Source organism: Streptomyces sp. Isolate_45 (genome assembly GCF_024721315.2).
Lineage (GTDB): Bacteria > Actinomycetota > Actinomycetes > Streptomycetales > Streptomycetaceae > Streptomyces.
In genome coordinates this window covers 18659-40916 of sequence record NZ_JANFAK020000056.1, presented here as the reverse complement: position 1 = coordinate 40916, position 22258 = coordinate 18659, and the positions used below count along the sequence as shown (strand labels likewise).

General features: G+C 69.5%; 22 protein-coding genes and 2 pseudogenes. 16 read left to right on the top strand and 8 right to left on the bottom strand.

Translation table 11 applies throughout. From position 1 onward, the window contains the following. Nucleotides 1–13: 13 nt before the first annotated feature. Nucleotides 14–121, bottom strand: a pseudogene (locus NOD94_RS19685) (IS5/IS1182 family transposase); the annotation flags it as partial. A gap of 112 nt (nucleotides 122–233) precedes the next feature. Here NOD94_RS19685 and NOD94_RS19680 point away from each other — a divergent pair. From NOD94_RS19680 to NOD94_RS19665, 4 genes and pseudogenes are all read left to right on the top strand, one after another. Continuing rightward, nucleotides 234–329, top strand: a pseudogene (locus NOD94_RS19680) (DNA-binding response regulator); the annotation flags it as partial. A 157-nt stretch (nucleotides 330–486) separates the two neighbouring features. Next, nucleotides 487–1140 carry a DUF6357 family protein gene (locus NOD94_RS19675; RefSeq protein ID WP_281207296.1) on the top strand — a complete coding sequence of 218 codons (654 nt, stop codon included), beginning with the start codon at nucleotides 487–489 and terminating at the stop codon, nucleotides 1138–1140. A 72-nt stretch (nucleotides 1141–1212) separates the two neighbouring features. Further along, on the top strand, nucleotides 1213–2475 hold the full coding sequence (locus NOD94_RS19670; protein WP_281207303.1) for a DUF6357 family protein: 1263 nt from the start codon (nucleotides 1213–1215) through the stop codon (nucleotides 2473–2475). Between the two features lie 63 nt (nucleotides 2476–2538). Next, nucleotides 2539–2847: a hypothetical protein gene (locus tag NOD94_RS19665; protein WP_281207295.1), complete on the top strand. Its 309-nt coding sequence runs from the start codon at nucleotides 2539–2541 to the stop codon at nucleotides 2845–2847. Between the two features lie 169 nt (nucleotides 2848–3016). Here NOD94_RS19665 and NOD94_RS19660 read toward each other — a convergent pair whose 3' ends face one another. Further along, nucleotides 3017–4057 (bottom strand): AraC family transcriptional regulator ligand-binding domain-containing protein, encoded by a 1041-nt coding sequence (locus tag NOD94_RS19660; protein WP_281207294.1) that lies wholly within the window; start codon nucleotides 4055–4057, stop codon nucleotides 3017–3019. A 321-nt stretch (nucleotides 4058–4378) separates the two neighbouring features. Here NOD94_RS19660 and NOD94_RS19655 point away from each other — a divergent pair, with 321 nt between their 5' ends. From NOD94_RS19655 to NOD94_RS19645, 3 genes are all read left to right on the top strand, one after another. Then, a complete protein-coding gene (locus tag NOD94_RS19655; protein ID WP_281207293.1) occupies nucleotides 4379–4915 on the top strand; it encodes a hypothetical protein in 537 nt (178 codons plus the stop codon). A 362-nt stretch (nucleotides 4916–5277) separates the two neighbouring features. Beyond that, nucleotides 5278–5592, top strand: a complete 315-nt coding sequence (locus tag NOD94_RS19650; protein WP_281207292.1) for a hypothetical protein — start codon at nucleotides 5278–5280, stop codon at nucleotides 5590–5592. A gap of 689 nt (nucleotides 5593–6281) precedes the next feature. Then, nucleotides 6282–7793 carry a SpoIIE family protein phosphatase gene (locus tag NOD94_RS19645; protein ID WP_281207291.1) on the top strand — a complete coding sequence of 504 codons (1512 nt, stop codon included), beginning with the start codon at nucleotides 6282–6284 and terminating at the stop codon, nucleotides 7791–7793. A gap of 223 nt (nucleotides 7794–8016) precedes the next feature. On the opposite strand, the gene NOD94_RS19640 is transcribed toward NOD94_RS19645, so the two are convergent. After that, nucleotides 8017–8382, bottom strand: a complete 366-nt coding sequence (locus NOD94_RS19640) for a helix-turn-helix domain-containing protein (RefSeq protein ID WP_281207290.1) — start codon at nucleotides 8380–8382, stop codon at nucleotides 8017–8019. Between the two features lie 91 nt (nucleotides 8383–8473). Between NOD94_RS19640 and NOD94_RS19635 the strand changes: the two genes are divergently transcribed. Both NOD94_RS19635 and NOD94_RS19630 read left to right on the top strand, forming a co-directional pair. Then, nucleotides 8474–9313, top strand: coding sequence for an NAD(P)H-binding protein (locus NOD94_RS19635; protein WP_281207289.1), 840 nt, complete (start codon nucleotides 8474–8476; stop codon nucleotides 9311–9313). Nucleotides 9314–9824: 511 nt separating this feature from the next. Then, on the top strand, nucleotides 9825–11252 hold the full coding sequence (locus NOD94_RS19630) for a PHB depolymerase family esterase (RefSeq protein WP_281207288.1): 1428 nt from the start codon (nucleotides 9825–9827) through the stop codon (nucleotides 11250–11252). Nucleotides 11253–11392: 140 nt separating this feature from the next. Here the strand turns inward: NOD94_RS19630 and NOD94_RS19625 are convergent, their stop codons facing one another. Beyond that, the gene (locus NOD94_RS19625) at nucleotides 11393–11749 is read right to left on the bottom strand and encodes a hypothetical protein (RefSeq protein WP_281207287.1); all 357 of its coding nucleotides are present in this window, start codon (nucleotides 11747–11749) and stop codon (nucleotides 11393–11395) included. 201 nt (nucleotides 11750–11950) lie between these two features. Between NOD94_RS19625 and NOD94_RS19620 the strand changes: the two genes are divergently transcribed. From NOD94_RS19620 to NOD94_RS19605, 4 genes are read left to right on the top strand one after another with little or no spacing between them, the layout of a single operon-like run. Then, the gene (locus NOD94_RS19620; protein ID WP_281207286.1) at nucleotides 11951–12466 is read left to right on the top strand and encodes a hypothetical protein; all 516 of its coding nucleotides are present in this window, start codon (nucleotides 11951–11953) and stop codon (nucleotides 12464–12466) included. After that, entirely contained in the window at nucleotides 12463–12807 is a 345-nt protein-coding gene (locus tag NOD94_RS19615; RefSeq protein ID WP_281207285.1) for a transcriptional regulator, read from the top strand. Before NOD94_RS19620 ends, NOD94_RS19615 begins: the two co-directional genes overlap by 4 nt. Continuing rightward, on the top strand, nucleotides 12804–13754 hold the full coding sequence (locus NOD94_RS19610) for an ABC transporter ATP-binding protein (protein ID WP_281207284.1): 951 nt from the start codon (nucleotides 12804–12806) through the stop codon (nucleotides 13752–13754). Before NOD94_RS19615 ends, NOD94_RS19610 begins: the two co-directional genes overlap by 4 nt. A 12-nt stretch (nucleotides 13755–13766) precedes the next feature. Then, a complete protein-coding gene (locus NOD94_RS19605; protein WP_281207283.1) occupies nucleotides 13767–14645 on the top strand; it encodes an ABC transporter permease in 879 nt (292 codons plus the stop codon). A 597-nt stretch (nucleotides 14646–15242) separates the two neighbouring features. Here the strand turns inward: NOD94_RS19605 and NOD94_RS19600 are convergent. Further along, nucleotides 15243–15584 (bottom strand): hypothetical protein, encoded by a 342-nt coding sequence (locus tag NOD94_RS19600; protein ID WP_281207282.1) that lies wholly within the window; start codon nucleotides 15582–15584, stop codon nucleotides 15243–15245. A gap of 304 nt (nucleotides 15585–15888) precedes the next feature. Here NOD94_RS19600 and NOD94_RS19595 point away from each other — a divergent pair, with 304 nt between their 5' ends. Together NOD94_RS19595 and NOD94_RS19590 are read left to right on the top strand one after the other, a co-directional pair. Continuing rightward, nucleotides 15889–17241, top strand: coding sequence for a GAF domain-containing SpoIIE family protein phosphatase (locus NOD94_RS19595; RefSeq protein WP_281207281.1), 1353 nt, complete (start codon nucleotides 15889–15891; stop codon nucleotides 17239–17241). Between the two features lie 28 nt (nucleotides 17242–17269). Beyond that, nucleotides 17270–17905, top strand: a complete 636-nt coding sequence (locus NOD94_RS19590) for a DUF4240 domain-containing protein (RefSeq protein ID WP_281207280.1) — start codon at nucleotides 17270–17272, stop codon at nucleotides 17903–17905. Between the two features lie 196 nt (nucleotides 17906–18101). On the opposite strand, the gene NOD94_RS19585 is transcribed toward NOD94_RS19590, so the two are convergent. Further along, nucleotides 18102–18680, bottom strand: a complete 579-nt coding sequence (locus NOD94_RS19585) for a fasciclin domain-containing protein (protein ID WP_281207279.1) — start codon at nucleotides 18678–18680, stop codon at nucleotides 18102–18104. Nucleotides 18681–19439: 759 nt separating this feature from the next. On the opposite strand from NOD94_RS19585, the gene NOD94_RS19580 reads away from it, so the two are divergent. Further along, nucleotides 19440–20117: a methyltransferase domain-containing protein gene (locus NOD94_RS19580; protein ID WP_281207278.1), complete on the top strand. Its 678-nt coding sequence runs from the start codon at nucleotides 19440–19442 to the stop codon at nucleotides 20115–20117. On the opposite strand, the gene NOD94_RS19575 is transcribed toward NOD94_RS19580, so the two are convergent. Both NOD94_RS19575 and NOD94_RS19570 read right to left on the bottom strand, forming a co-directional pair. After that, nucleotides 20087–20626: a hypothetical protein gene (locus tag NOD94_RS19575; protein WP_281207277.1), complete on the bottom strand. Its 540-nt coding sequence runs from the start codon at nucleotides 20624–20626 to the stop codon at nucleotides 20087–20089. The two genes, NOD94_RS19580 and NOD94_RS19575, sit on opposite strands and share 31 nt — an antisense overlap. Then, the gene (locus NOD94_RS19570; RefSeq protein ID WP_281207302.1) at nucleotides 20623–21894 is read right to left on the bottom strand and encodes a molybdopterin-dependent oxidoreductase; all 1272 of its coding nucleotides are present in this window, start codon (nucleotides 21892–21894) and stop codon (nucleotides 20623–20625) included. Before NOD94_RS19570 ends, NOD94_RS19575 begins: the two co-directional genes overlap by 4 nt. Nucleotides 21895–22258: the final 364 nt, after the last annotated feature.

Below are 22258 nucleotides of genomic sequence, written 5' to 3'. Positions count from 1 at the left end.
AGGGTTCGAAGGCGACGGTGGCTCGGACGACGGCGGTGCTACTGGTGGCGCCGCAGCGGAGCTTCCGCAGGCGGCGCCAGGACTTGAGGGTGGCCATGGCGCGTGCACCGAGGCTGCGGATATCGGTGTGATCGCGGGTGTCACGCCGATGCCGATGCCGATGCCGCCCGCGCAGACCCTTGCCCCGGAACGGCCCTCCAACTCCGACGTCGGGCTGCGCCTGCACTTGGTCGGTCGAGGGCACGGTGAAGGCCCGCGCCAAGGCCTCCCTCGGCAAACTCGGCGTACGCAACCGGCTGGAGCCTGCCATCGCCGCCTACGAGGCGGGGCCTACGAGGCGGGGCCGACGGGGCGCTACGGCTGCCGGGGCGCGGAGGCAGGCCGATCTGCCAGTTCTCCCGGCTGTTCGTCGGCGATGGACGGCAGGTCCGTCCGCTCTGACTCGACTACGCTGGTGGATCTCTCACACGTGAACGAAGGACGCATATGGCTCGCCCCTACAACCCCGGACCGAAACAATTCGTCTTCGCTGTCGGTGATGGCAACGACCAACAGGTCTCCGTGGGTGACCCTCAGGAAGCCTATGTGGCGTTCTCCGAGTTCTTCCGTGATCGACATTCTGATACCTACACCATCAATGACGAACCGTCGGGACAGAGTTTGGTACTCATGCCCGGCCAAGGTGTTATCTCCCGGATCCAGGACGCGGACCAACCCCGGTCGGAATACCTCCTGGTCGACAGGGCCAATCGCTACCTTCCGAGCGCGATGCTGTTCTTCGAGAACGGATACGCCGGCCTCGACCGCTTCGGCCAGTGGTTCTCCGACCTCGCCGACCTCGACGCGTCACCGGAGACTCGCGGTGCCGCCCGCGCCGCCACGATCACGACGGAAGCAGCGGCGCTCGAAGAAGTCGCTCGGATCTGGGCAGATTCGGGCTTCGTGGACCCGAGCGACCAGTACTACGTCTTCTTCGACTCGCATGGTGTCGAGGATGACCGAGCCGAACGAGCCGTACTGCTCAAGTTGATCGAGTTCCTCGGTATCGAACGAGTCGACGCCCCGTCCGAGGCCGCCGGGGGCGAAGTCTGGGTGCGCACCGACACACGCCTCGACGCCGAATGCGCACGGTGGTCGTGAACGGACGGTGCGGGGTGGGGCCGCGCCATCGCCGTGACGCCGACCGGTGCCGTTCCGGGGAAGAGTGAGTTCATGAGAGACATCGTTTTCACGCGCCAGAGCGGCTGGATCCCGAACGTGATCCGCGAGGACGGCGAGCTGAAGCTGATGCTCGGTGCCGGAGCCGACGCCAACCACGAGCCTCGCACGTTCACGTTCCCGATCAGCGAAGCCCATCTCGCGGTGATCCGGAATGACCTGGCCAGACACCTGATGCTGTGGAGTGCGGTCCTTCCGCTGTGCGACGCCGCCGGAACCCGGGGCCGGCTCGACGAGGAAGCTGCCGTCGCGCTCCTGGACCCGATCCTCCTTGCCGCGCCCGCGGACGTCGACGCGCTCTTCCGGCGGATCCGGTGGGACAGGAGCCGGCTCATCGCCCACGGGGCCGACATCGGTCTACTCGAACGCGGTCAGGTATGCGCGGCGATGCGCGCGGCGACGGAGACACCGAACGGGAAACGAGCTCAGGAGTACCACGCTGACCGCCGTCGCGCCGAGCGCGGAGCCGTGCTCGGTCCACTCGACGCCGCGATGCTGAGGTACACGGGCCAGTACCTGCACGGAGCGACGGTTCCGCGGCGGATGCCCGATGCCGTCGATTCCGCGCTGCGGCCCGAGGTCATGCGGGTGATCGCCACTGCGGAGCAGGCGTGCGCCGGCATGCGGATCGGCCGCGACCCGCGACGGGGAAACCGCGCCACGGACAAGCGCGACTGGGAGCGGATGGAGACGACGGTCCAAGCGGCCGTGCGCCGTGCACACCCTGAGCTCGTCGATGACGCGGTGCGTACCGTGAGCTTCCTGATGTGCTCGGAGGCCGCGGACCGCTCCAGGAACACACCCATGGAGGATGACGAGGAGGCTGCCGGCCACCGCGCGGACTTCCGCGGGAGTGGGAGGAAGACTGCCCTGTCGTTCACCGACGACAAGGGCGTCGAGAAGAAGTGGCTACGGGACGGTCCCCGCACTGCCGCCGCGGAGTTCTGGGAGTTCGTCGGCGATCGCTCTGCCGGGGACAATGAAGTGTTCACCATCGAGGACGAGGAGATGGGCGAAGGGATCCAGCTCCACTTCTACGCGGACTCCATCGCCCGGATCACGACGTTGCGCGAGGGTGACGGCAGGTCGGATCCGGAGTACCGGGTCGAGTACCGCCTGGTCGACGGGATCGGCGGGTACCGGAACCTGGTGGGCGCCTTCGTCCGCGGCGGCTGCGCCGCACTCGAACAGCACGGTCCCTGGATGTCGGACGTCGCCGAGTTCGAGCGCGCGCGCCGGCGGCGCGACGCCCGGTAGTACGTCAGGGCGCGGCTCGCGGTGGTCGGGATCACGCAACCCCAGTGGTGGGTGCCGCACCAAGTGCTCCACAGTGAGAACGGTGTCACCCGGGACGAGGTGATCCGCGCTCAATACGCCGACTTGGACGTCGGCGCGGGTCTGGCCCCCCACATCGACCTCCTGTTGGAGCGGCGACTGCTCGTCCTGCACACAGGTGGCGGGCTCCGGATCACCGAAGAAGGCCGGGTGCTGCATCGGAGTGCTGCCCAGACGCAGCAGGCCGGCCGGAGGCAGGTGCACACCGGTATCTCGGACGAGGAATACCTGACCACCATCCAGGTTCCGCAGCGCATGATTCGCAACTCGGGTGGAGACGTCTCGCAGACCTGACCTCGCGGTCGCCTGCCGGACGAGGTTTGCGTTCGAGGGCAACTCTTTGCGCTCGACGCGCGACTGTCGCATGTACTCCATGTTCGCGGTGCGACCCGAGGCGGTGATCTCGAAGGCCGTCCTGAAGCGGCGCGGGCCGCGCACAACGAGCGGCTCGGAGAAGGGCAATTCAACCGGGGACTGTCGAGCGGGCCGTGCTGCGTATATCGCCGGGGGTTTGTCCCTCCCAGCGGCGTACGGCTCGCCGCAGTGCACGTGCATCGCTGTACCCGACGCGGCCCGCGACCGACTGGAGCGGTAGGTCGGTGGTGCGTAGAAGGTCGAGTGTGTGCTGCTGTCGTACGGACTCGACTTGCTCGCGCCAGGTCGTCCCGTTCTCGCACAGTCGCCGCTGGAGCGTGCGGGGGCTCAAGGACAGGCGCCGCGCCACCTTCTCCAGACTCACAGTGTCCTCGCGGAAGGCGGTGGCCAGGGTCATCCGGAAGCGATCGTGCCACCGCAGTACGGGCCGGGAGGCCGCCAGGAGCAGTTCCGCGTGCTGGACGAGCAGCCGTTCCAAGCCAGGCTGGGCCTTGGGCAGCGGGGCGTGCGCGTCGTCCTCGGTGAAGGCGATCGAGTTGTACGGCGCGCCGAACATGATCCGGTCGGTACCGAACAGTTCGGTCAGTTCCCGCGACCGGGCCGGCGGCCGATGGGTGATGGTCACGTAGGACGGGATGAGGTGACGCCCGACGGCAGCCCGGGCGCGGTCCAGGAAGAGGGCGAGGGCGAACAGGTCGATTGCCTCGACCACGTCCGGCCCCCAACTGCCGGTGGCGTGCCGTAGGACGACGCTGCGTCCGTTCTCTTCGACGAGGAGTTGCTCCGCGGCCGGGTCGCCGAGCGAGGCGAGGTGTTCCACGGCTCGCCTCAGGGACTGGCCCAGGGTGGGGCCGCTGGTGATCAGGTAGTCCCAGACTCCGAAGGTACCGATCGGTGCGTTCCCCAGGATCCGTGGACCGATGAGCGTGCGTGGCTCAGTCAGGACGAGTTGTTCCCACACGGTGAGGAGCGACTGGGTCGATGTCCTGGCGAGGTCGTCGCGCAGGACGTCGGGACCGAGGTCGGACAGGCGGGAGAGCCTGCCCGAGTCCGGTCCGGGGACGGCGTCGATGAGGAAGCGCGCGAGGTGCGTCGAGACGGTACCGGCGCCGACTGGGGGTTGCTGCATAGGGCCGATGAGTTTATCAGCCGACGTCCGGAATTCGACCGGTCAACGAGCGTCCGCAGGTGGGCCTGCCGGACGGGCCCGCGCGAGCCCGCGGGAGCCTCGACACGTTGCGGGAGGAGCACCACGTGCCCGGTACGATCCTGGCCGTCTCCGTCTCCGTCTCCGTCTCCGTCTCCGTTCCGGGGCCGGCTCCCCGGAGTCGGCCGCCACCGCCGTGTCCACGGCGGGATCCGTTCAAAGGGACCGTGCCACCTGCTACAAACGACGAGTCGGGGGTTCAAGAGGGGCGAGACCTGAGCCCGGAACGGAAATCGCGGAACCATGGACCACACCACTCTGCTTGGACTGCTGCTCGCCGCCGATCCGTCGCAGGCGGCCTGCTCGTTCCGTACGGTCTTCGCTGAGGGGGAGACCGGCGAGACGGGTACATTGCGCTACCTGGCGACCGACCGGTGGATCCTGGACGTCGACCAGGGCGGGCGCACCGTCAGCACTCCGCACGGCTCCCGCTGCACAGGTCCCGACGGGAACGTCCGCACGGACCTTCCCACCACCCCCTCGTTCACTTCCGCGGTGGCACTGCTCGTGCCCCGTCATCGCGGGATCGAGGGTGGACAAGGTCACGATTGGACCCTGGACTTCTCGGTTCCGGTCACCGAGACCGCCGACGGGTCGCTGCGGGCCGTGCTCCGGCACACCGAGCGCCGCGACTACCAGGCGGAGGTCACCGTCCACCCCACCCTCCATTCCATCCTCATGATGCGCACCCCCGCATGGACCGCGGAACTCCTCGATCTCCGGACCGTACTGAGTGAGCCCGAACTCAAGGAGATGGAGCAGGTCCTCGACGAGATCTGAGACAGCCGGCGCGCCGCCCACCCAGAGACGGCTGACGCTCCCACCGAACTCGTGGGTGACGGGCGGGGACATCGGCCGACCTGTGCCGGTGCGGGGCGCTCGGATATGGGTGCGGGGGTTCGCACCCTTTGCGGTGATGGGTGATGTCCGGGAGCGGCCGGCCGACGGCCGGTGGTGGCTGGGTTGTCCTGGTCGGCCCGGTCGAGCTGCTGGTCCTTCTGCTCGTGGGCCCTCCACGAGCCGTGTTGAACGTGTTCAGAAAACCTGGCAGCATGGCGGGCGGAAGGGCTGCCAGGCCAGAGGGACGTGGATCCGTCTGCCTTCGGCACGAGTTGGTCGTGAGATCCGGGGGTCGGTACGACATGATCATCGCCTTGCTCGTCATTGCGTTCCTGGGTTTGATGGTGGCCGTCGCGCCGGGTTTGCTCATCGGGTACGCCTTCGTCGCGGTGAGCGGCAAACTGTCGCTCACCGCGAGGGTTTCGTTGCTGGTGGTTCTGGCGATGGGTACGGCGGCGCTGTGGTTGGGCCTGGGTGAACCCGCCAACGTCCTGCTGCCGCTGGCCATGCTGGTGTCGTTCCTGACGACCCTCGCCTCGGGAGCCACGTTCCTAGGGCTCGAAGCCCGCAAGCGGCGCGCACCTCGCTACCCCGCCCCGGCATGGCAGAGCTGGTAGCAGGGACACCGAGGGCGATCGCCACGGGTCGCCCGGCTGGCTGTCATCGTGGTCTGTCGGTGTTGTTGCTGTTCAGCGTGCCCGGTCGACGCCGAGTTCGATGAGTGCCCGGATGGGTGCTCGGTGCTCGGTGCAGGCTGCTGGGCAACCCGACGGGCCCACCCCGGACGCGGCGTCACTGTGCGTAGTCGACGTGGGCCGGTGTGCGGTTCGTGGCAGCCTCGCGCCCGGACATGGGTGCGGATGACGTGCCCTGGTTCGGGGCACGGGCTTGGCGACCGTGCTGCTGCATGGCACGGGGCGAGTGCACTCCTCGCGCACATACCGGTCAACCCCAAGTGGGAGTCCGTCCCGTCCATCGTCCCCCGACTACCCGCCCATGTCGAAACGTGACACAACAGAGGACGACAGTGATGTGCGGAGCTCGGGCTGCTCCGGGACAGCGGCGGGTCTCCCCGCCCGAACCTGCGGAATGTGCACTACCGGCTCCTGCGCGACTGGTTCCGTTTTCCCTGCCAAGACTCGTTCGATCCGCCCGGCCCGAACGTGCTGGGCGAGTCCGGGGCAGCGTGGCGCGCACGTGAGGCCGGTGGAGGGGGACGATGGGAGGGTCGGGGGCGGAGAAACCGATACCCGGCCCCGGCCTGGCAGGACATTGCGGCCGGAGGCGGCTGGAAGGAGTCCCGAGGATGGGTGCAAGCGAGCCTTTGCGGGGCGAGGCCGACGGGGTGCGGGCCGCTGGGTCCGGGCCGAGCGGCCTGCTCGATGTGCTGGGTGTCGCGGCCGTTCTCCTCGATGCCGAGGGCAGGATCGACCTGTGGAGCCCGCAGGCCGAGAACCTGTTCGGTTACACCGCCGAGGAGGCGCTCGGCGAGTTCGCGGGCCGCCTGCTGATCCATGAAGAGCACCTGGCGGTCGTGTTGGACATGTTCGCGCAGGTCATGGCAGGTAAAGGCAACTGGGCCGGCACTTTTCCCATCCGGCACAAGGACGGCAGTACGCGCATGGTCGAGTTCCGCAACATGCGTCTGCTGGACTCCCAGGAGGACTACTACGCCCTGGGGCTGGCCGCGGACCAGGCCACGGTACGGCAGGTCGAGCGTGACCTGGCGCTCTCCGCTCGGCTGGTGGCCCAGTCGCCGATCGGACTGGGCGTGCTCGACACCGACCTTCGGTACGTCTCGGTCAATCCCGCGGAAGAGCGACTCAACGGTGTGCCGGCCGCCGGGCACATTGGCCGCCACGTCCATGAGGTGCTGCCTGCCGTGGACGCGTCCTTCGAAGAGGCGATGCGCGAGGTCCTGACCACCGGCATCCCCATCGTGGACCAGTACACCGTCGGCCGAACTCCCGCCGACCCGGACAACGACCACGCATGGTCCATCTCGTTCTACCGACTCGAAGCCCCCAACGGAAACGTGCTGGGCGTCGCCACCTCCAGCGTGGATGTCACCGAACGGCACCGAGCCGTCGAAGAACAACGCCACACCGCCCTCACCCTCCAGCACAGCCTGCTGCCCCACACCCCACCGCGGCGACCGGGCCTGGAAGTCGCCACCCGCTACCGGCCCGCCCAGGCCACCATGGAAATCGGCGGCGACTGGTTCGACGTGATCCCCCTCAGCGACGACAAGACCGCCCTCGTCGTCGGCGACGTCATGGGAAGCGGCGTCGCAGCCGCGGCCACCATGGGCCAGCTGCGCACCGCCACCCGAACGCTGGCCGATCTCGACCTCGACCCCGCCCAGGTCCTGCACCACCTCGACCACATCACCGAGGGCCTGGACACCATCGCGACCTGCGTCTACGCCGTCTACGATCCCCGGACGGCACAGTGTCACCTCTCCCTCGCCGGACACCTACCGCCCGTCCTCCTCCACCCGGACGGCACCCGGCGACTCCTCGACCTGCCCACCGGCGCGCCACTGGGTGGCTGCGGCGTTGCCTTCCACACCACCAGCCTCGCCATGGGGGCAGGAGCGCAGCTCGTCCTCTACACCGACGGCCTGGTCGAGACCCGCGACGATCCGATCGACACCCGCCTCGGTGTCCTCCTCGATGCCCTCGACGATCCCCACCGCTCACTGGACGACACCTGTGAACAGCTCCTGAAAACCCTTCGCCATCCGGGCGACCACGACGACGTAGCCCTGCTCATCGCCCGAGCCACACCCACGGCAGGACAGTCCGATCGCGGGTGAAGCGCACGGGAGACCTGGCGGGAACGAGGACTGCCAATCCAAGGGGTTCGGTCGCCGGGTGCGCAGGCGAACTGTGAAGGTCCTCCTGCGGTACCACGGCGAATGACCCTGAAGCGCCTCGCGGCCCTCGCGGCCCTCGGCGACCCGCGTCGCAGGCCCAGGTCCGCGCGGATCCTTCGCGATCACATACCACCGGGCTACCGCCGTCAGGGCCCCTCAGTAGTCAGGGCCGCGGCGGCAGTTGGCGTGTGATCCGGTTGAACAGGTCAGTGAGCGGTTCGCTGATGTCCTGTCCGAAGTCGGTCAGCCCGTAGGTGACTTGCGGGGGCGTCGTCGGTTCGACCTCCCGCCAGATCAGATTGTCCTGGACCAGGGCGCGCAGGGTCTGGGAGAGCATCTTCTCGCTGATGCCCTGGATGCTCTCGCGCAGCTCATAGAACCGGAGATTGCTGTTCCGAAGTGAGATCAGTACCCAGATGCCCCATCGGCTGGTCACATGGTCGACCACATCGCGTGCCGGGCAGTCCGTGTGAAACACGTCATACCGGTGTCCTGCCTCGGCCTGTCCGTCCTGCATGCCTTCCGCCACGTCATGAGCTTACCTGGAGGTACGTCCTTACCAAAAGTTAGCCCTGTTCGTAGCGTCAAGGGCACAGACACACTCCGACAAGGGGCTAATCATGATCATGGTGACCGGAGCTACCGGCAACATCGGCCGACCGTTGACGCGGACGCTGGCCCAGGCGGGCCAGCAGGTGACCGCCGTGTCACGGCACGCGGCGGCGGTGCCGGACGGGGTCCGCCACGTCGTGGCAGACCTGGCCGAGCCGGCCGGCCTCAGGCCCGCGCTTATGGGGGCGAAGGCCCTGTTCCTACTGTTGTCCGGCGACCTGCACGCCACCGGCGCCGGCCCCGCCGACATCATCGGCGAAGCCGCGGCCTGCGGGGTCCGACGCGTTGTCCTGCTCTCCACGCTCGGCGTGGTGACCCGGCCCTACGGCCCGACACGGATCGCGATGCGCGCACTGGAGGAAACGCTGCGCGAGTCCGGCCTGGAGTGGACCATCCTTCGGCCGGGCGGCTTCGCCTCCAACGCGCTGTGGTGGGCCGAGTCCGTCCGCACGCGACGGGTCGTCGCCGCGCCCTTCGGCGACGTCGGGGTGCCGATCATCGACCCCGCGGACATCGCCGAGGTCGCGGCCGCATGCCTGCTGGACGGCCGACACGCCGAAGGCGTCCATGAGCTGACCGGCCCGGAGGTGATTACTCCGCGCCAGCAGTCGCAGGCCATCGCCGCCGCAATCGGCTCGCCGGTGACATTCCACGAGCTCACCCGCGACGATGCCAAGGCCACCATGACCCGGAACATGCCGCCGGAGCTCGCCGATGACACCCTGGACATTCTCGGTTCCCCGAACCTCGCCGAACTACGTGTCAGCCCGGACATCCAGCGGGTACTCGGCCGCGCCCCGCGCCCCTTCACCGACTGGGCCGCCCGCAACGTCGCCGCGTTCCGCTGACACCACGCTGACACCACGCAGGCGCCACCGGAAGCGCCCTGCCCGACCAGCGAACCCCCTGTAGAGACAGGTCGGTAACCTGGCCGGAAGTCGACACTCCCTCCCGTCAGCCCGGCCAACCGTCGGGGTGACGGGGGGCCGGCTGAGGCCATTCGGGCGAGAGTGCAGGAGACGGATGGAGCCTTGACACGTCGCGTCCAGGTGACCAACCCCCATCGACGGGAGGCCGATTGTGGCGATCCTCGCCATGAGCACGCGGACCCGGCCGCGGTTACGTTCCCTTTCAGCCACCCCTCGGGGTGATCTGACTCCCATCCAGGAGGGGTTCGTGTACACGATGCTCAGCAGGTTGGCTGCGCGCGGCAGGGTCGCCGCCGTCTTGGCTCTGGTCACTCTTGCGGCCACTGCGGCCCCAGCAGTGGCGGCGCCGGCGGTCCCACCTTCACCGGGCGAGCTGAAACCCTACGCGGTCGACGGGGTCTACAGCGCCGGAGTCTCCTCGGGTGGGTACATGGCCACTCAGCTCCACGTGGCCTACTCGGGCACGTTCGATGGTTCGGCGGTCTTCGCGTCAGGTCCCACCCATTGCGCGCAGGGCAACCTCGGCACTGCCCTGAACGCGTGCATGAACACCACGCAGGACCTCCAACTGGCCAAGCTCAAGCAGACGACGACCGACTGGTCGGCCCAGGGCCTGATCGATGACGCGGCGGGCCTGTCCGGCGATCCGGTCTACGTCTTCAGCGGTTCGGGCGACTCGACGGTCAAGCGGCCCGTGGTCACCGCCCTCGCCGACTACTACCGCCACTTCGGCGCGGACGTCCTCTACGACCAGAGCACCGCCGCAGGCCACGCCTGGATCAGCCCGCTCGGCCCGAACTCCTGCGGTGTGACCGCGACCCCGTTCATCAACAACTGCGGCATGGACGCCGAGCGCGACCTCCTCAGGCATCTGCTCGGTACGGTCAGCGCCCCTGCCGCCGCGCTCGGCGGCTCGCTGATCCAGTTCGACCAGAACGAATACGTGCCCGGCGGACAGGCCAAGCCGGTCTCCATGGACGAGAAGGGCTTCGTCTATGTACCCCGCAGCTGCGCCGACGGTGCCGCCTGCAAGGTTGTCGTCACCTTGCACGGCTGCAAACAGGGCTACTCGTACCAGGGCTTCGGCACCACGTTCATCGACAAGGCGTACATGAACGAGTACGCGGACACCAACAACCTCATCGTTCTCTACCCTCAGGCCATCGCCACGACCACGCTGGACAATCCCAACGGCTGCTGGAACTGGTGGGGGTACCTGGGCGACTCCGCCTACGCCAAGCACGGCGGAAAGCAGCTGGAGGCGATCATGGCCATGGTCCGTGCGCTGGGAGCTGACGGCGGAGATACGACGCCGCCGCCCGCCGGCAGCGTCACCTTGCCCAGCGTCGACGCGGAGGATGGCTATGCCAAGGCGGCAGGCGACGGCTCCGGCGCGGCCGTGGGCACCCTTGAGGGCACGTACGGTCTGGCGCTGGGTCGCGGCAGCGACAGCAAGTTCAACCGGACACTCCTGTCCTTCGACACCACGGGCATCCCGGCCGGGAAGACCGTCACCCGGGCCTATGTGACGCTGTCCAGGAGCAGTGGCTCGGGCGACCCGTGGGCGAGCCCGGCCGGCAACCGGCTCCTCGTGGACATCCAGAACGGCTGCCTGGGCGGCTGCTCCGTCGAGGCTCCCGACTGGGCCGCCACCACGACGGCCCAGGGCGCCGCCGAGATCGGCCCGTTCTCCTCGGGCAGCAAGGCCTCCAGCAACCTCACGTCGGCCGGACTGGACGCGATCAACCGTTCCGGCCGGACCCAGGCGCGTCTGCGCTTCGAACAGAACCAGGCCACGACGGCCCACCTGTTCGTGAACAAGGACACGCAGGCGACGCTGACGGTCGAGTACCGCTAGGACCCGTGTGATGGCGCGATCAAGGGGCCGGCTTCTCGGTCGCGGCGTCCCGATCGCCCTGACACCCGACACGGAGGCCACGGACCCGGCCGTCGTCGATCAGAGCGCCACGGACGGGCAGTTGGCAGCTGGGGGAGAGGTCAGTCCCCGAAAGGCTCGGGGTAGTGTCTCCGCTGGTAGAGCGCCACATCGGAGATCAAGGACACGCGTACTCGTATGACGACGCTGTCTCGCCGTCCGGTGGCGAAGCGGGCGTCGGCGAGTTCTTCCTTCACCGCCCAGCCCGCGGCAGCCGTCACCTCGGCCGCTCGCCGCCCCATCTCCGCCGGGGGCAAGGTATCGGGCCGGGCGCCACGAAAAGTCATCGCATGACGGAACTTCAGCGGTTCATGCCAGTCGGAGACGGCAAGTACACCGGGTTCCTCGGGGAGAACCTTCGCCTCCGGCGTCAACCGTGACACCAGCTCACGTACCTGCGCGTGCGTGAACTGTCCCAATCGTTCCAGTTCCGCTCGCGGCCATTGCCCTGCGCCCCGGGCCTCGGCCCCGGGCCTCGGCCCCGGGCCTCGGCCCCGGGCCTCGGCCCCGGGCCGAGCGTCACGGATCCCGTCTCCCGGAATCGGCGAACCTCCGACTTGCCTATCAGGAAAGCCAAAGGTAACTTTCCTTGTGGGAAAGTAATCGGGGACGGGAGGGCGATGACCGTGAGCATGCCGGTGGATGCCGAACAGGCATGGAAGGATCTCCAGCGCATCCGAGTGCCGCAGGAGCGGGTGTACGACGAGTACGAGCGCTCCGCGTCCGGCGGGCGCGGAATGACCTACGGCACGGCCGCGCTCATGTGGGTGTTCCTTGCCGGCGTCGGCATGGACCTGCCCGGGTGGGGCGTCGGACTGTTCCTGGGCGCCTACGTCGGCCTGTTGAGCGTGCTGATCGTGATGAACAGTCGCAGGAGCCGGATGCAACTGCACCACACGCGCTGTACCGGGCGTATGTGGGTCACGTTCGGTGCGGCGGGGGTGCTGGTCGGCGGGACGATCGTGCTGGCGGACCACCTGACCAAGCCGCTCGGGCCGCTCTACGCCGGCCTCATCCAGGCCACGGTCGCGGTGGCCGTTTACCTGCTGTTCCTCGGTCCCGCCAACCGCTGGGCGGCTGAATCGGTGCGGAGCGGCGGCGAACCGGCGGTCGCGGACGAGGAGGCGGGCCGATGAGCACCCCCGCGGGCTTCGACGAACTGATCCACCCCGCCACCCGACTGTCGGTGGTCGCGCTGCTCGCCGCCACCGAGTGGGCGGACTTCGCGTTCGTCCGCGACAGCCTCTCGCTCAGCGACTCCGCTCTCTCCAAGCAGCTGCACACCTTGGAGGGGGCCGGATACCTGGCGATCCAGAAGGAGGGCGGCGGCCGCAACCGCCGTACGAAGGTACGGCTGACCGACCGCGGCCGCACCGCCTTCGAAGGGCATGTGGCGGCACTCCGGGCCATCGTCGACAGCGCCGGACCCGCGGCCGGGGCGGCACGACAGCAGCCCCACGCGGAGGCGGGCCGATGACGCCGCTCGCGGGCGCCGACGTCCGGCCCGTGATCCAGGCACGCGATCTGACCATGGCGTACGGCGATGTGGACGTCCTGCGCGGCGTCGATCTGGACATCCACCGCGGCGAGGTCTTCGCGCTGCTCGGGCCCAACGGCGCCGGGAAGACCACCACCGTCGAGATCCTGGAAGGCTTCCGGCAGCGCTCCGGCGGGGAGGCGAGCGTCCTCGGTACGGATCCCGAGCGGGGCGGTGACGCGTGGCGAGCCCGGATCGGCCTGGTCCTGCAGTCCTGGCGCGACCACCGCCGCTGGCGGGTCGCCGAGCTGCTGACCCACTTCGCGACCTACTACCCCGACCCACGCGACCCGGCCGAACTGCTGGCCCTGGTCGGCCTCACCGACCAGGCCCGCCGTCGGGTGGACCGCCTGTCCGGCGGACAACGCCGGCGCCTCGATGTCGCGCTCGGCATCGTCGGCCGCCCCGAACTCCTCTTCCTGGACGAGCCGACCACCGGCTTCGACCCTCAGGCGCGGCACGAGTTCCACGTCCTGGTCGAACAGCTGGCCCGCGACGAGGGCGTCACCGTCCTGCTCACCACCCACGACCTGGCGGAGGCCGAGCGGCTCGCCGACCGGATCGCCATGCTGGTCCGCGGCCGGATCCGGGCCTGTGGCACACCCGCGGAACTGGCCCGGCGAGCCGCCGCCCAGGCCGAGGTCCGCTGGACGGCCGACGACGGGACGCCCCGCAGCGAACGCACCGAGGACCCCTCACGGCTGGTCTGGGAACTCCATCGGCACGCGGACGGCCCCATCGCCGACCTGGAGGTCCGCCGCCCGACGCTGGAGGACACCTACCTGCACATGGTTCACCGGGAGGTCGACGGCACGGACGAAGCCGACAGGGCGGTCGAAGCCGACGGCACGGACAGGGACGCGGACGAGCAGGCACGGGTCGCATGAGGGGTGGCACACATGACGAACAGCGCTGACAGCACCAACCGTACGAACAGCCGGCGTGCCGGGCTACAGCGCGGCGGAATCGAGCTGCGACACCTCCTGAGCAACGGCAAGGAGATGTCCGGCCATCTGACCAACGTGGTCGTCGCGTTGCTCGTCGCCGCCTACATCGGCGACGACGTGCCCGGGACCCGAACCCCCATGACTCATCTGGTGCTGGCGGGCTTCGCCGCCTACCTGCTGTTCCAGGCCGGGCTGATCAACCTCCCGCAGATCCTCGTGACCGAGCGGGAGGAGGGCACCCTGCTGCGGCTGCGCGCGACGCCCGGCGGGATACCGGCCTACCTCATCGCCAAGTGCCTACTGGTGGTCGCCCTGGCGGTCGGCAGCCTGGCGCTGCTCCTGGCCGCCGGAGCGCTGCTGGTGGACGGACCACTGCCGCACGGGCCGGGCGACTGGCTGACGCTGCTGTGGGTCACCACACTCGGGCTCCTCGCCGTCGTACCGCTCGGCGCGGCCATAGGCGCCGTACTGCCCAACCCCCGCGAGGCCCTCGCGTTGATCATGCTGCCGACGATGGGGCTGTTGCTCACCTCGGGGGCGGTGTTCCCGATCACCGCACTGCCCGTGCCGGTCCAGCAGGTGGCCTCGGTCTTTCCGCTCAAGTGGATCGCGCAGGGCCTGCGTTCGGCGCTGCTCCCGGACTCGGCACGGACCGCCGAGGTGGCCGGCTCCTGGGAACTGCCCATGGTCGCCCTGGTCCTCACGGCCTGGGCGGTCCTCGGGTTCCTCCTTGCGGTACCGCTCTTGCGCCGCGCCGCCCGCCGCGAATCCGGCTCGCGGATGACCGCCCGCCACCGCAAGGCGGTACAGAGCGGCGCGCCGGCCGCGTAGGCGGCCCCGCGCCCACCGGGCCACGCCGCGGCCCGCCTCGACGGCACGGCCCCCCCCTACGCGTTCGGCGTACCGCGTGACCTGCGGGAAGGTGGCCGGCACGTTGCCCGTGCCGGCTGCTGCCCGGACGGGCGAAAATGATCAGGGCCCGTACTTCCGCATGACTGCGGAAGTACGGCGAATCTGAAGCAGCCGGACGGTGATCGCGGCCCGGAGCAGGGCGAGCCCGAGGGCCAGGACCGTCACGGGGATCACCGTCCGGCCGACGTCAGGCGCGAAGAGGAGAACCTGGCGCAGGTCGGGGCGATCAGGCCCGTGTGCCGATGCGGCCGGCAAGGTGGGTGGAGGCGGGGCTGCGGAACGGCCGGCCGGTGCGTCAGAAGAAGAGTTCCCCGTCCGGGTAGCCGTTGCCGATCCGGGTGTGCGGGCTGTAGGAGCGGCCGCCGTCGCCCTGGTAGAACCAGATACCGCCGTTCGCGTCGCGAACCCGAAACCGCGCGGCTCGGAGATGGCGACGGCCTCGGACAGCGCAGACCGAGACCTGCTCAGGTCAGGGGTGGGCGTCCCCCGGACGGCTGCCGCCGGTGGGTGCCCCGCTCAAGCCGAGGACGGGCTGCCGACCGTCAGCTCCACGGCGTCGCCCGTGCGGACACACTCACGGATCGGCCAGGTGCGGCCGGCGACTGCGGTGCCGGCGTCCGTGGTGTAGGCGGGGACGGTGAGTACGGGTCCGGCCGGGTCTCCTGTGCGCAGTTCCGCCTCGGTGACCACGTCGTCGGAGAAGCACAGCTCCACTTCGATCGGCCACGGGCCCGCCGCGAAAGCATGGGGGTCGACGAGCCCCTGGATGCGGCAGCGGGCACCTGGAAACAAGTGCGTGTGACCGCATACGGCCAGGAAGGCGGCCTCTTCGGCGGGACCGGTGGAGGACTGGGGCATGGGGACTCCGGGATGCGTTGGCGACGGGTCTCGGTCGTATTCCCAGGCGCAGGTGATCACGCGGGCATGGTCGATGTCCGGGAGCACGGTCAGCGCTGTTCCATGGAGAGCCCCCTTGTCGTCCGTCTTCGGGGAGGCACTGGTTCCGCGGGTCCGGCTTGGTGGTCGGATCGTCGCGACGATCAATCTGAAGGTTACGTGCAGCCGGCCGGTCCTGGGTGTCCGGTGGAGTGCGTGATCGGCCCGCGGCTGGAAAGACGAGAGGGGTGATCGGGGCGTGTGATGCGGCCCCCAAGGGGAAGACGTGGGGGCCGAAGTGGCTGGTGTGACGGTGCGCGAACGCGAGCGGGACCGAGAGGCCGTCCTACCGGAGCAGCTGTGGGATCGGGCCCGGCTGGGCGCGGTGGAGGCGACCGGACTCCTGGACACCGGCCCGGAACGGGTCTTCGAGGACCTGGCCGATCTCGCCGCCCGGGTGACGGTCTCGGGGCGGGCGTTCGTGACCCTGGTCGATGAGCGGCGTTCGTTCTGGAAGGCGTGCGTCGGCGTCGACGCCCTCGACATCGCCGATCGACAGCAGCCGGTCGCGGACAGCTTCTGCTACCTCCTCATCGGCCTCGGCGGTGCCCCGCTCATCGTGGAGGACGCCCGGAGAGACCCGCGCACCCGCGAACACCCCGCCCTCGCCCCCATGAACATCGGCGCCTGGGCCGGATTCCCCCTCCTCGGCCCGGGCGGCGAGGTCCTGGGTAGCTTCTGCGTCATCGACGACAGGCCCCGCCCCTGGTCCCCGACCGATCTGATCACCCTGGAAACCCTCGCCCGCGCGGTGAGCGCCGAGATCGAGCTACGCCAATCCCTCGCCGACGCGCAGAAGGCCCTGGCGCTGTCCGCGGACCTGGCCCATTCGCTCCAGCAGGGCCTGCTGCCCCCGTCCCCGCCCCGGATCCCGGGCATCGAGGTCGCCGCCTCCTACACCCCGGCCTCCCGCGCGGGGCGCTCCGACATCGAGGTCGGCGGCGACTTCTACGACTTGTTCCGCACCCGAGGCACCTCCTGGGGCGTGGTCCTGGGGGACGTCTGCGGCAAGGGCGTCCAAGCCGCCCAGGTCTCCTCGATGGCCCGCTACACGATCCGCGCGCTGGCCACCGACAACCGTGCCCCCGCCGACGTCCTGGACCACCTCAACACCGCGATGCTCACCCAGGACTCGCCCCGCTTCCTGACCGCCATCTACGCCCGCTTCCGCCCCACCCCCGGCGGCATCGCCGGCACCCTCGCTCTGGCCGGGCACCCGCCCGCCCTGATCCGCCGGGCCGATGGCACCGTCCACCCCGCCGGCACTTCCGGCATGCTGCTGGGAGTGTTCGAACCCAGCCGCCTGAGGGACGTCCGCTTCCGCCTGACGCCCGGAGACCTTCTCCTGCTTTACACCGACGGGGCGACCGAGGCTCGGGCCCGTCCGGGGGCAGGACAAGGAAAGCGGGACGTGTTCGACGACTCGGACCTGGCCCGCACCCTCGCCGCCACGGCGGGCATGGACGCGACCGGCACCGTCGACCACATCAACGAGGCCTTGGCCGCCCGACACGGGGGATGGGCCAGCGACGACACCGCCCTCCTCGCCCTGCGCGTCCCCGATCTCCACCGACCCTGAGGCTTGCGCCCTCCCGCTCATCGTGTGCGTGGGCTCCCTCGAACACACCGACGCCGTCCTCCTCGGCCTGCTCCTGGCGGCCCGAACCCGAACCCGCCTCCACCTGGTGAGATTGGTGGTTGTGAGTAATCGTCAGGCCGGCACGGTGAAGTGGTTCAACGAGGAGAAGGGCTTCGGCGCAAACCAGGTGACCCGGCGGACAGCACTGTCAGACCGCTGCGGCATGCTCGCCGGCATGAACGAAGACGCCTTCTGGCAGCTCATCGAGGACTGCAGGCCCACGGAACCCGACCCTGACGCCGAACTCCTCGCCGCCACAGTGACCGAACGCCTTTCCCAGTCCCCGGTGTCGCTGGTCATCGGCTTTGCCGAACAACTGTCATGGGCGCTCTATCGATTGGACCGCAAGGAATACGGACACGACCTGTCCGATGACGCCTTCCTCTACACCCGTGCCGCGATCGTCGCCGCCGGCCGCACCGTATTCGACAGCGTCCTCCAAGCCCCTGCGGTCTTCACTCCTTACACCACCGACCTCATCTGGGCCGAACGCCTGCTCTACACACCGGACCGGGCGTACGAGCGCATCACGGGGGAGGAGTGGGACCGCGCCACGCGCTACTCCTACGAGTCGTGCTCGAACACCGAGGGCTGGGCTGATTGAACGGCATGTCCAACGGTAAGAGCCGGGCGAGGACGTGCGGATCAGAGTCTGCCGACGGGTCGGCTGCCTGTTCGAAGCCTGCCGCGCCACCTCGTGCGATCACCCGGTGAACCTTCGCGGTTACAGGTGATCCGCCTCTGCGGGCGACACGGCCGGCGCGTGAGGGGCTGCACTCGGCCCGGTCCGCGGCCTCGACTCACATGGGTGTGAGGACCGTGTCGATGAGGTTGACCTTGGCGTTGGCGGTTTGGACGTCGCCGCAGACGATCTTCGCCTTTCCGTTGACGGTGAACGATTCTCCGGATCCTGCCGTGGTCAGGGTGCCGCCTTCGAGGGTCTTGAACGAGCCGTCACCGAGCTGGTTGGGCGTGATTTCCTCACCGACGACGTGATAGGTGAGGATCTTGGTCAGTTCGGCCTTGTCGGCCAGGATCTTGTCGAGTTCTGCCTTGGGGATCTTCGCGAATGCCTCATTGGTCGGTGCGAACACGGTGATGCCCTTGGCGTTGTTCAGGGTGTCGACCAGACCGGCCTTCTTGACGGCCGTGACGAGGGTGGAGAGGGCCGGGTTGTTGGACGCCGCGGTGGCGACCGGGGCCTTCGCCATGCCTTCGAGGCTGCCGGACCCTTCCTTGGGCACCGACGCGCAGGCCGGGCCGTACGGTTCGGCCTGCTGGGAGCCGGCGAATGCCGGGGCCGTCGCACCCAGGGCGATGGGAAGAGCGAACGCCGCTGCCGCGACTGCGGCGCGACGGCGGATGTGTTGAGTGTTCATGCGTCCTCCTCATGGAGGCGGGCTTTCCGGGCTGCCCCGCCGCAGCAACCGGATGGCGGCGGGGGAGGGGGAGGCAACGACTCGCCTGCTATGCACGGGCGGGGCTTTTCACCCTCTACCCCTCATTCGGCGCGGTGCCGGCTATCGGTTGCTGGAGAAAGCTACGAAGAATCCCCCGAATGATCTGCTCGTTGAAGTCGCCGTCATCGAACAATTGACGTCTGACGCGCAATTCCTGGAAGCGTGCCCGGCCAGGGACGAAGCCCACAGCGTGCAGCCGCAGCACGCAGCTGCAGCCGCCGGTCTTGGACCCGGAAGTCGATCCCTACGATTTCCCGTCCCCGCTGAGGCCGGTGTGCCCGGGGAGACGATCACGCACAGAGGGGCTCATCCCTCCAGCCCTACGACGGCCGGTGACGATGAGCGGGAGTCCGCGCCACTTGGGCATCGCGAAGCCCCACGCCTTCCGTATGACGGCGGTAAGTCGACACCCCAGGTCCAGGGGCAGGGACACGTCGACGATCTGCGCCGCGGTGGCGAAGGCGCCGGTGGCCCAGGCCTGCGAAGCCCTGGTTGTCGCCCATCCGATGTACCCGGCAGGCGACCTGCGCAAGGGCGGCCTAACGTCGGCCAGAAGTGCGGGCACACCGACGACGGCTCCCCGGACCGCGTTGCCGGCTGCCTCATCCCGCAGGTACGACACCGTCCGTCTGCCCAATCACCTGCGGGCGAGGCAGTCCTTGGCTGACAGGAGTGGGTGTGAGCGCCGCCGCCTCGAAGTGGATCAGCGGTCCTGAGCCCTGGCGGCGGGGCCCGTACGCAAAGGCGATCAGCGCCGCGCGGGGCGGGCTCACGCTGCGGGATGCCGAGGGCTGGTGCCTGGCATTGGACATTCGCCGATGGTGCGCGCAGGCCGACGCCGCGGACCGTGGCGTCGTGGACCGAAGCGTGGGTCGGGTTCTGGACATCGGGTGCGGGGCAGGGCGCCTCGTAGAGGAACTCGCCCGGCGGGGACACCAGGTCCTGGGGATCGACGTGTGCCCGACCGCCGTCATCTCCACCGTTTGCCGGGGCGGCAGGGCAGCCAGCCGGTCCGTGTTCGAGCCGCTCCCGGGGGAAGGGTTCTGGGACACGGCGTTGCTCGTCGACGGGAACATCGGTATCGGCGGTGACCCCCGCCGCCTGCTGCACCGCGTCCGTGATGTGGTCCGTGATCGGGGGCTCCTGATCGTGGAGACGTCCCCGACCGACGTTGACGAGCGGCGCCGGGTGAGGATCCATGCCGGGCAGACGGTGGCGAGCCCCGTCTTCGCCTGGGCCACCGTCGGCACCCGAACCCTGGTCCGGTACGGCCGGATGGCGGGCTGGAAGACTGTCGAAGAGTGGGTCGTCCCGTCGGGGGAGCGTCATTTCGTGGCCTTGCGGGCCCTCGCCTGAGCTCGGGCCTCGTCGCGTTCGGGCCGCAGGCGAAGCCAGGTCCGTACGAGCAGGACGATCCCCGAGGTGACGAACAGGCCGGCGGTGATGAGGAGCCAGCGGGCGAGGAAGCCGTCGGCGGACAGGGCGGTGTAGGCGGTGTAGTTGCCACCCTGCCGCAGGATCAGCGGCCACCAGACGAGGAACAGCACGCCCGAGACGAACGCCGGGACACGGAGGTAATTCACGCTCGCCCGCGGCATGCTCCCGGCTGTCGCGGTCCGGCCCCGGATGATGAGCTGGGCGGCGCGGTCGGTGACCGAGTAGAGGGGGAGCAGGACCAGGTCGTGGAGCAGGGCCGCGCCGACGAACCAGATCGCCACCCCGATGGTGTCGCCCCTCAGGAGACGGATGCCGGCGTAGAGCGCGAGGGCGAAGCAGGCCAGGGTGAGCAGGAGGTGCAACGGGGAAGCGCCGTAACGCCTACGGAAACCGGAATCCCGGGCCGCGCCCTTCGTAGGGTGGCTCATGCGGGTTCTCCGAAGGTGAGGCGGGCGACCCACTTGGTGTTGTGGACGCCCGGGGCGGCCGGGATGATCACGCGTGCCGGGTAGCCGTGGTCCGGCGACAGGTCCGCCCCGTTCACGCGCACCGCGAGGAGCGAGCGCTCATCACGGGCCTGGTTGGCCGCCAGGACCACCGAGGAGAACGAGCCGCCGCGCTGGACGGACTCCACCAGGACCCGAGGGGTGTCGATGCCGAGTCCGACGAGAGCGGCGAGGTCGGTGAGGCGCACACCGGACCACTGCTGGTCGGGGGTGGACCAGCCCTCCACGCACGCGATCGGCAGCGCGGCTTCCCGCTGGGGCATCGCCAGCAGCATGTCCCGGGTCAGCACCGCCTGGCGGCCGCCACCGCGCACCGTCAGCCGCCAGGCGGGACCGATATCGCTGGGCCGGATCCCGCTGGACGCGGCGGTCTTGTTGATCTGAAAACCGTTCGGGCCGGTACCCGGGTCGCGACCGTGGGGGGCCAGCAGGGCGGTCTCGCGCCACCAGCCGCCGATGCTCTGGCCGGCCGTCACCGCCAGCAGGGCCAGCGACCCCGCTCCCACCATGGCGACGGCTCCACGCCGCGAGATCGTCGCCGGCGCGGGATCGGGGGAGACCAGCCCGGCCGCCTCCCGCGATTCGGGTGCCGGCCGGTAGCCCCGGCCGGCTCGGACGGCACGAACGGCGCGCGGCAGCCGGAAGGCGACGTGGACGACGAACGCGGCCATGAACACCCAGGCGCTGTAGAAGTGCAGGGTGTAGAAGGAGCCCGGAAAAATGTAGTCCAGTTGGATGTTCAGGATCCCGGTGACGAACGTGAACCCCGCCCCTCCCACCAGCAGGAGCAGCGACAGTCGTTCGAGAGCGTGGGCTGCCGAGCGCACCGGAGGCCACTCGAACAGCTTCGGGATCACCGACCACAGCTTCGCCAGGAGGACCGGGACGAGGACCACACCGAGGACGGTATGCACGCCCTGCGTCAGCCGGTACAGCCAGTACGGCGAGGTGGGCCAGGTGAACAGGTAGAAGCCGAGCAGGCCCTTGTCCGGCGTCTGATCGTTGCGCGCGGCGAGGCCGGGGTTGTAGGCCGCGTACGACAGCAGGCCCGTCACGAACAGCACCACGACCCCGAACAGCAGCAGGAGCCCGAACAGGCCCGTCAGCCACGGCCCTCGCAGCGGACTGCGCCAGAACCCCGGGCGGGCCGGGCCCGGCGGCGGACCCGCCTCCCGCACCCGGCCGACCAGCTCCCGCACCCGTTCGGCGACCGACGTACGCGTCGGCTTCCCGGGCAGCGCGGAGCCGGACTGCCGCACGGGCACGCCATCCGGCTGGTCACTCTCACCGCTTGGATCCATCCGGCACAACTCCACGCGTCTTCGGCTCATCGGGCATGAGCGTCCGGGAGAACATCCCGCGCTCGCGTCCTTCGTCGGACCCGTGACACGCAGGCACCATCCTTACGGCTCCACCGCCCCGTCGAAGGCACGCCGGAGCAGTCACGACGTCGCTGCCCCGGCCGCCCCGGCGGGGCACATTCGAGCGGAGGCGCTGCCTACACGTCCAGGGGTCCTGGGCATGAGGCCGGCAGGCAACACCGCACCCATGAGG

Excerpts from the sequence above, each read along its gene's own strand:
- NOD94_RS19660 (WP_281207294.1), bottom strand. The coding sequence starts at position 4,057 with ATGCAGCAACCCCCAGTCGGCGCCGGTACCGTCTCGACGCACCTCGCG.
- NOD94_RS19655 (WP_281207293.1), top strand. The coding sequence starts at position 4,379 with ATGGACCACACCACTCTGCTTGGACTGCTGCTCGCCGCCGATCCGTCG.
- NOD94_RS19630 (WP_281207288.1), top strand. The coding sequence starts at position 9,825 with ATGGCCACTCAGCTCCACGTGGCCTACTCGGGCACGTTCGATGGTTCG.
- NOD94_RS19635 (WP_281207289.1), top strand. The coding sequence starts at position 8,474 with ATGATCATGGTGACCGGAGCTACCGGCAACATCGGCCGACCGTTGACG.
- NOD94_RS19645 (WP_281207291.1), top strand. The coding sequence starts at position 6,282 with ATGGGTGCAAGCGAGCCTTTGCGGGGCGAGGCCGACGGGGTGCGGGCC.
- NOD94_RS19670 (WP_281207303.1), top strand. The coding sequence starts at position 1,213 with ATGAGAGACATCGTTTTCACGCGCCAGAGCGGCTGGATCCCGAACGTG.
- NOD94_RS19620 (WP_281207286.1), top strand. The coding sequence starts at position 11,951 with ATGACCGTGAGCATGCCGGTGGATGCCGAACAGGCATGGAAGGATCTC.
- NOD94_RS19650 (WP_281207292.1), top strand. The coding sequence starts at position 5,278 with ATGATCATCGCCTTGCTCGTCATTGCGTTCCTGGGTTTGATGGTGGCC.
- NOD94_RS19675 (WP_281207296.1), top strand. The coding sequence starts at position 487 with ATGGCTCGCCCCTACAACCCCGGACCGAAACAATTCGTCTTCGCTGTC.
- NOD94_RS19605 (WP_281207283.1), top strand. The coding sequence starts at position 13,767 with ATGACGAACAGCGCTGACAGCACCAACCGTACGAACAGCCGGCGTGCC.
- NOD94_RS19610 (WP_281207284.1), top strand. The coding sequence starts at position 12,804 with ATGACGCCGCTCGCGGGCGCCGACGTCCGGCCCGTGATCCAGGCACGC.
- NOD94_RS19575 (WP_281207277.1), bottom strand. The coding sequence starts at position 20,626 with ATGAGCCACCCTACGAAGGGCGCGGCCCGGGATTCCGGTTTCCGTAGG.
- NOD94_RS19615 (WP_281207285.1), top strand. The coding sequence starts at position 12,463 with ATGAGCACCCCCGCGGGCTTCGACGAACTGATCCACCCCGCCACCCGA.
- NOD94_RS19585 (WP_281207279.1), bottom strand. The coding sequence starts at position 18,680 with ATGAACACTCAACACATCCGCCGTCGCGCCGCAGTCGCGGCAGCGGCG.
- NOD94_RS19600 (WP_281207282.1), bottom strand. The coding sequence starts at position 15,584 with ATGCCCCAGTCCTCCACCGGTCCCGCCGAAGAGGCCGCCTTCCTGGCC.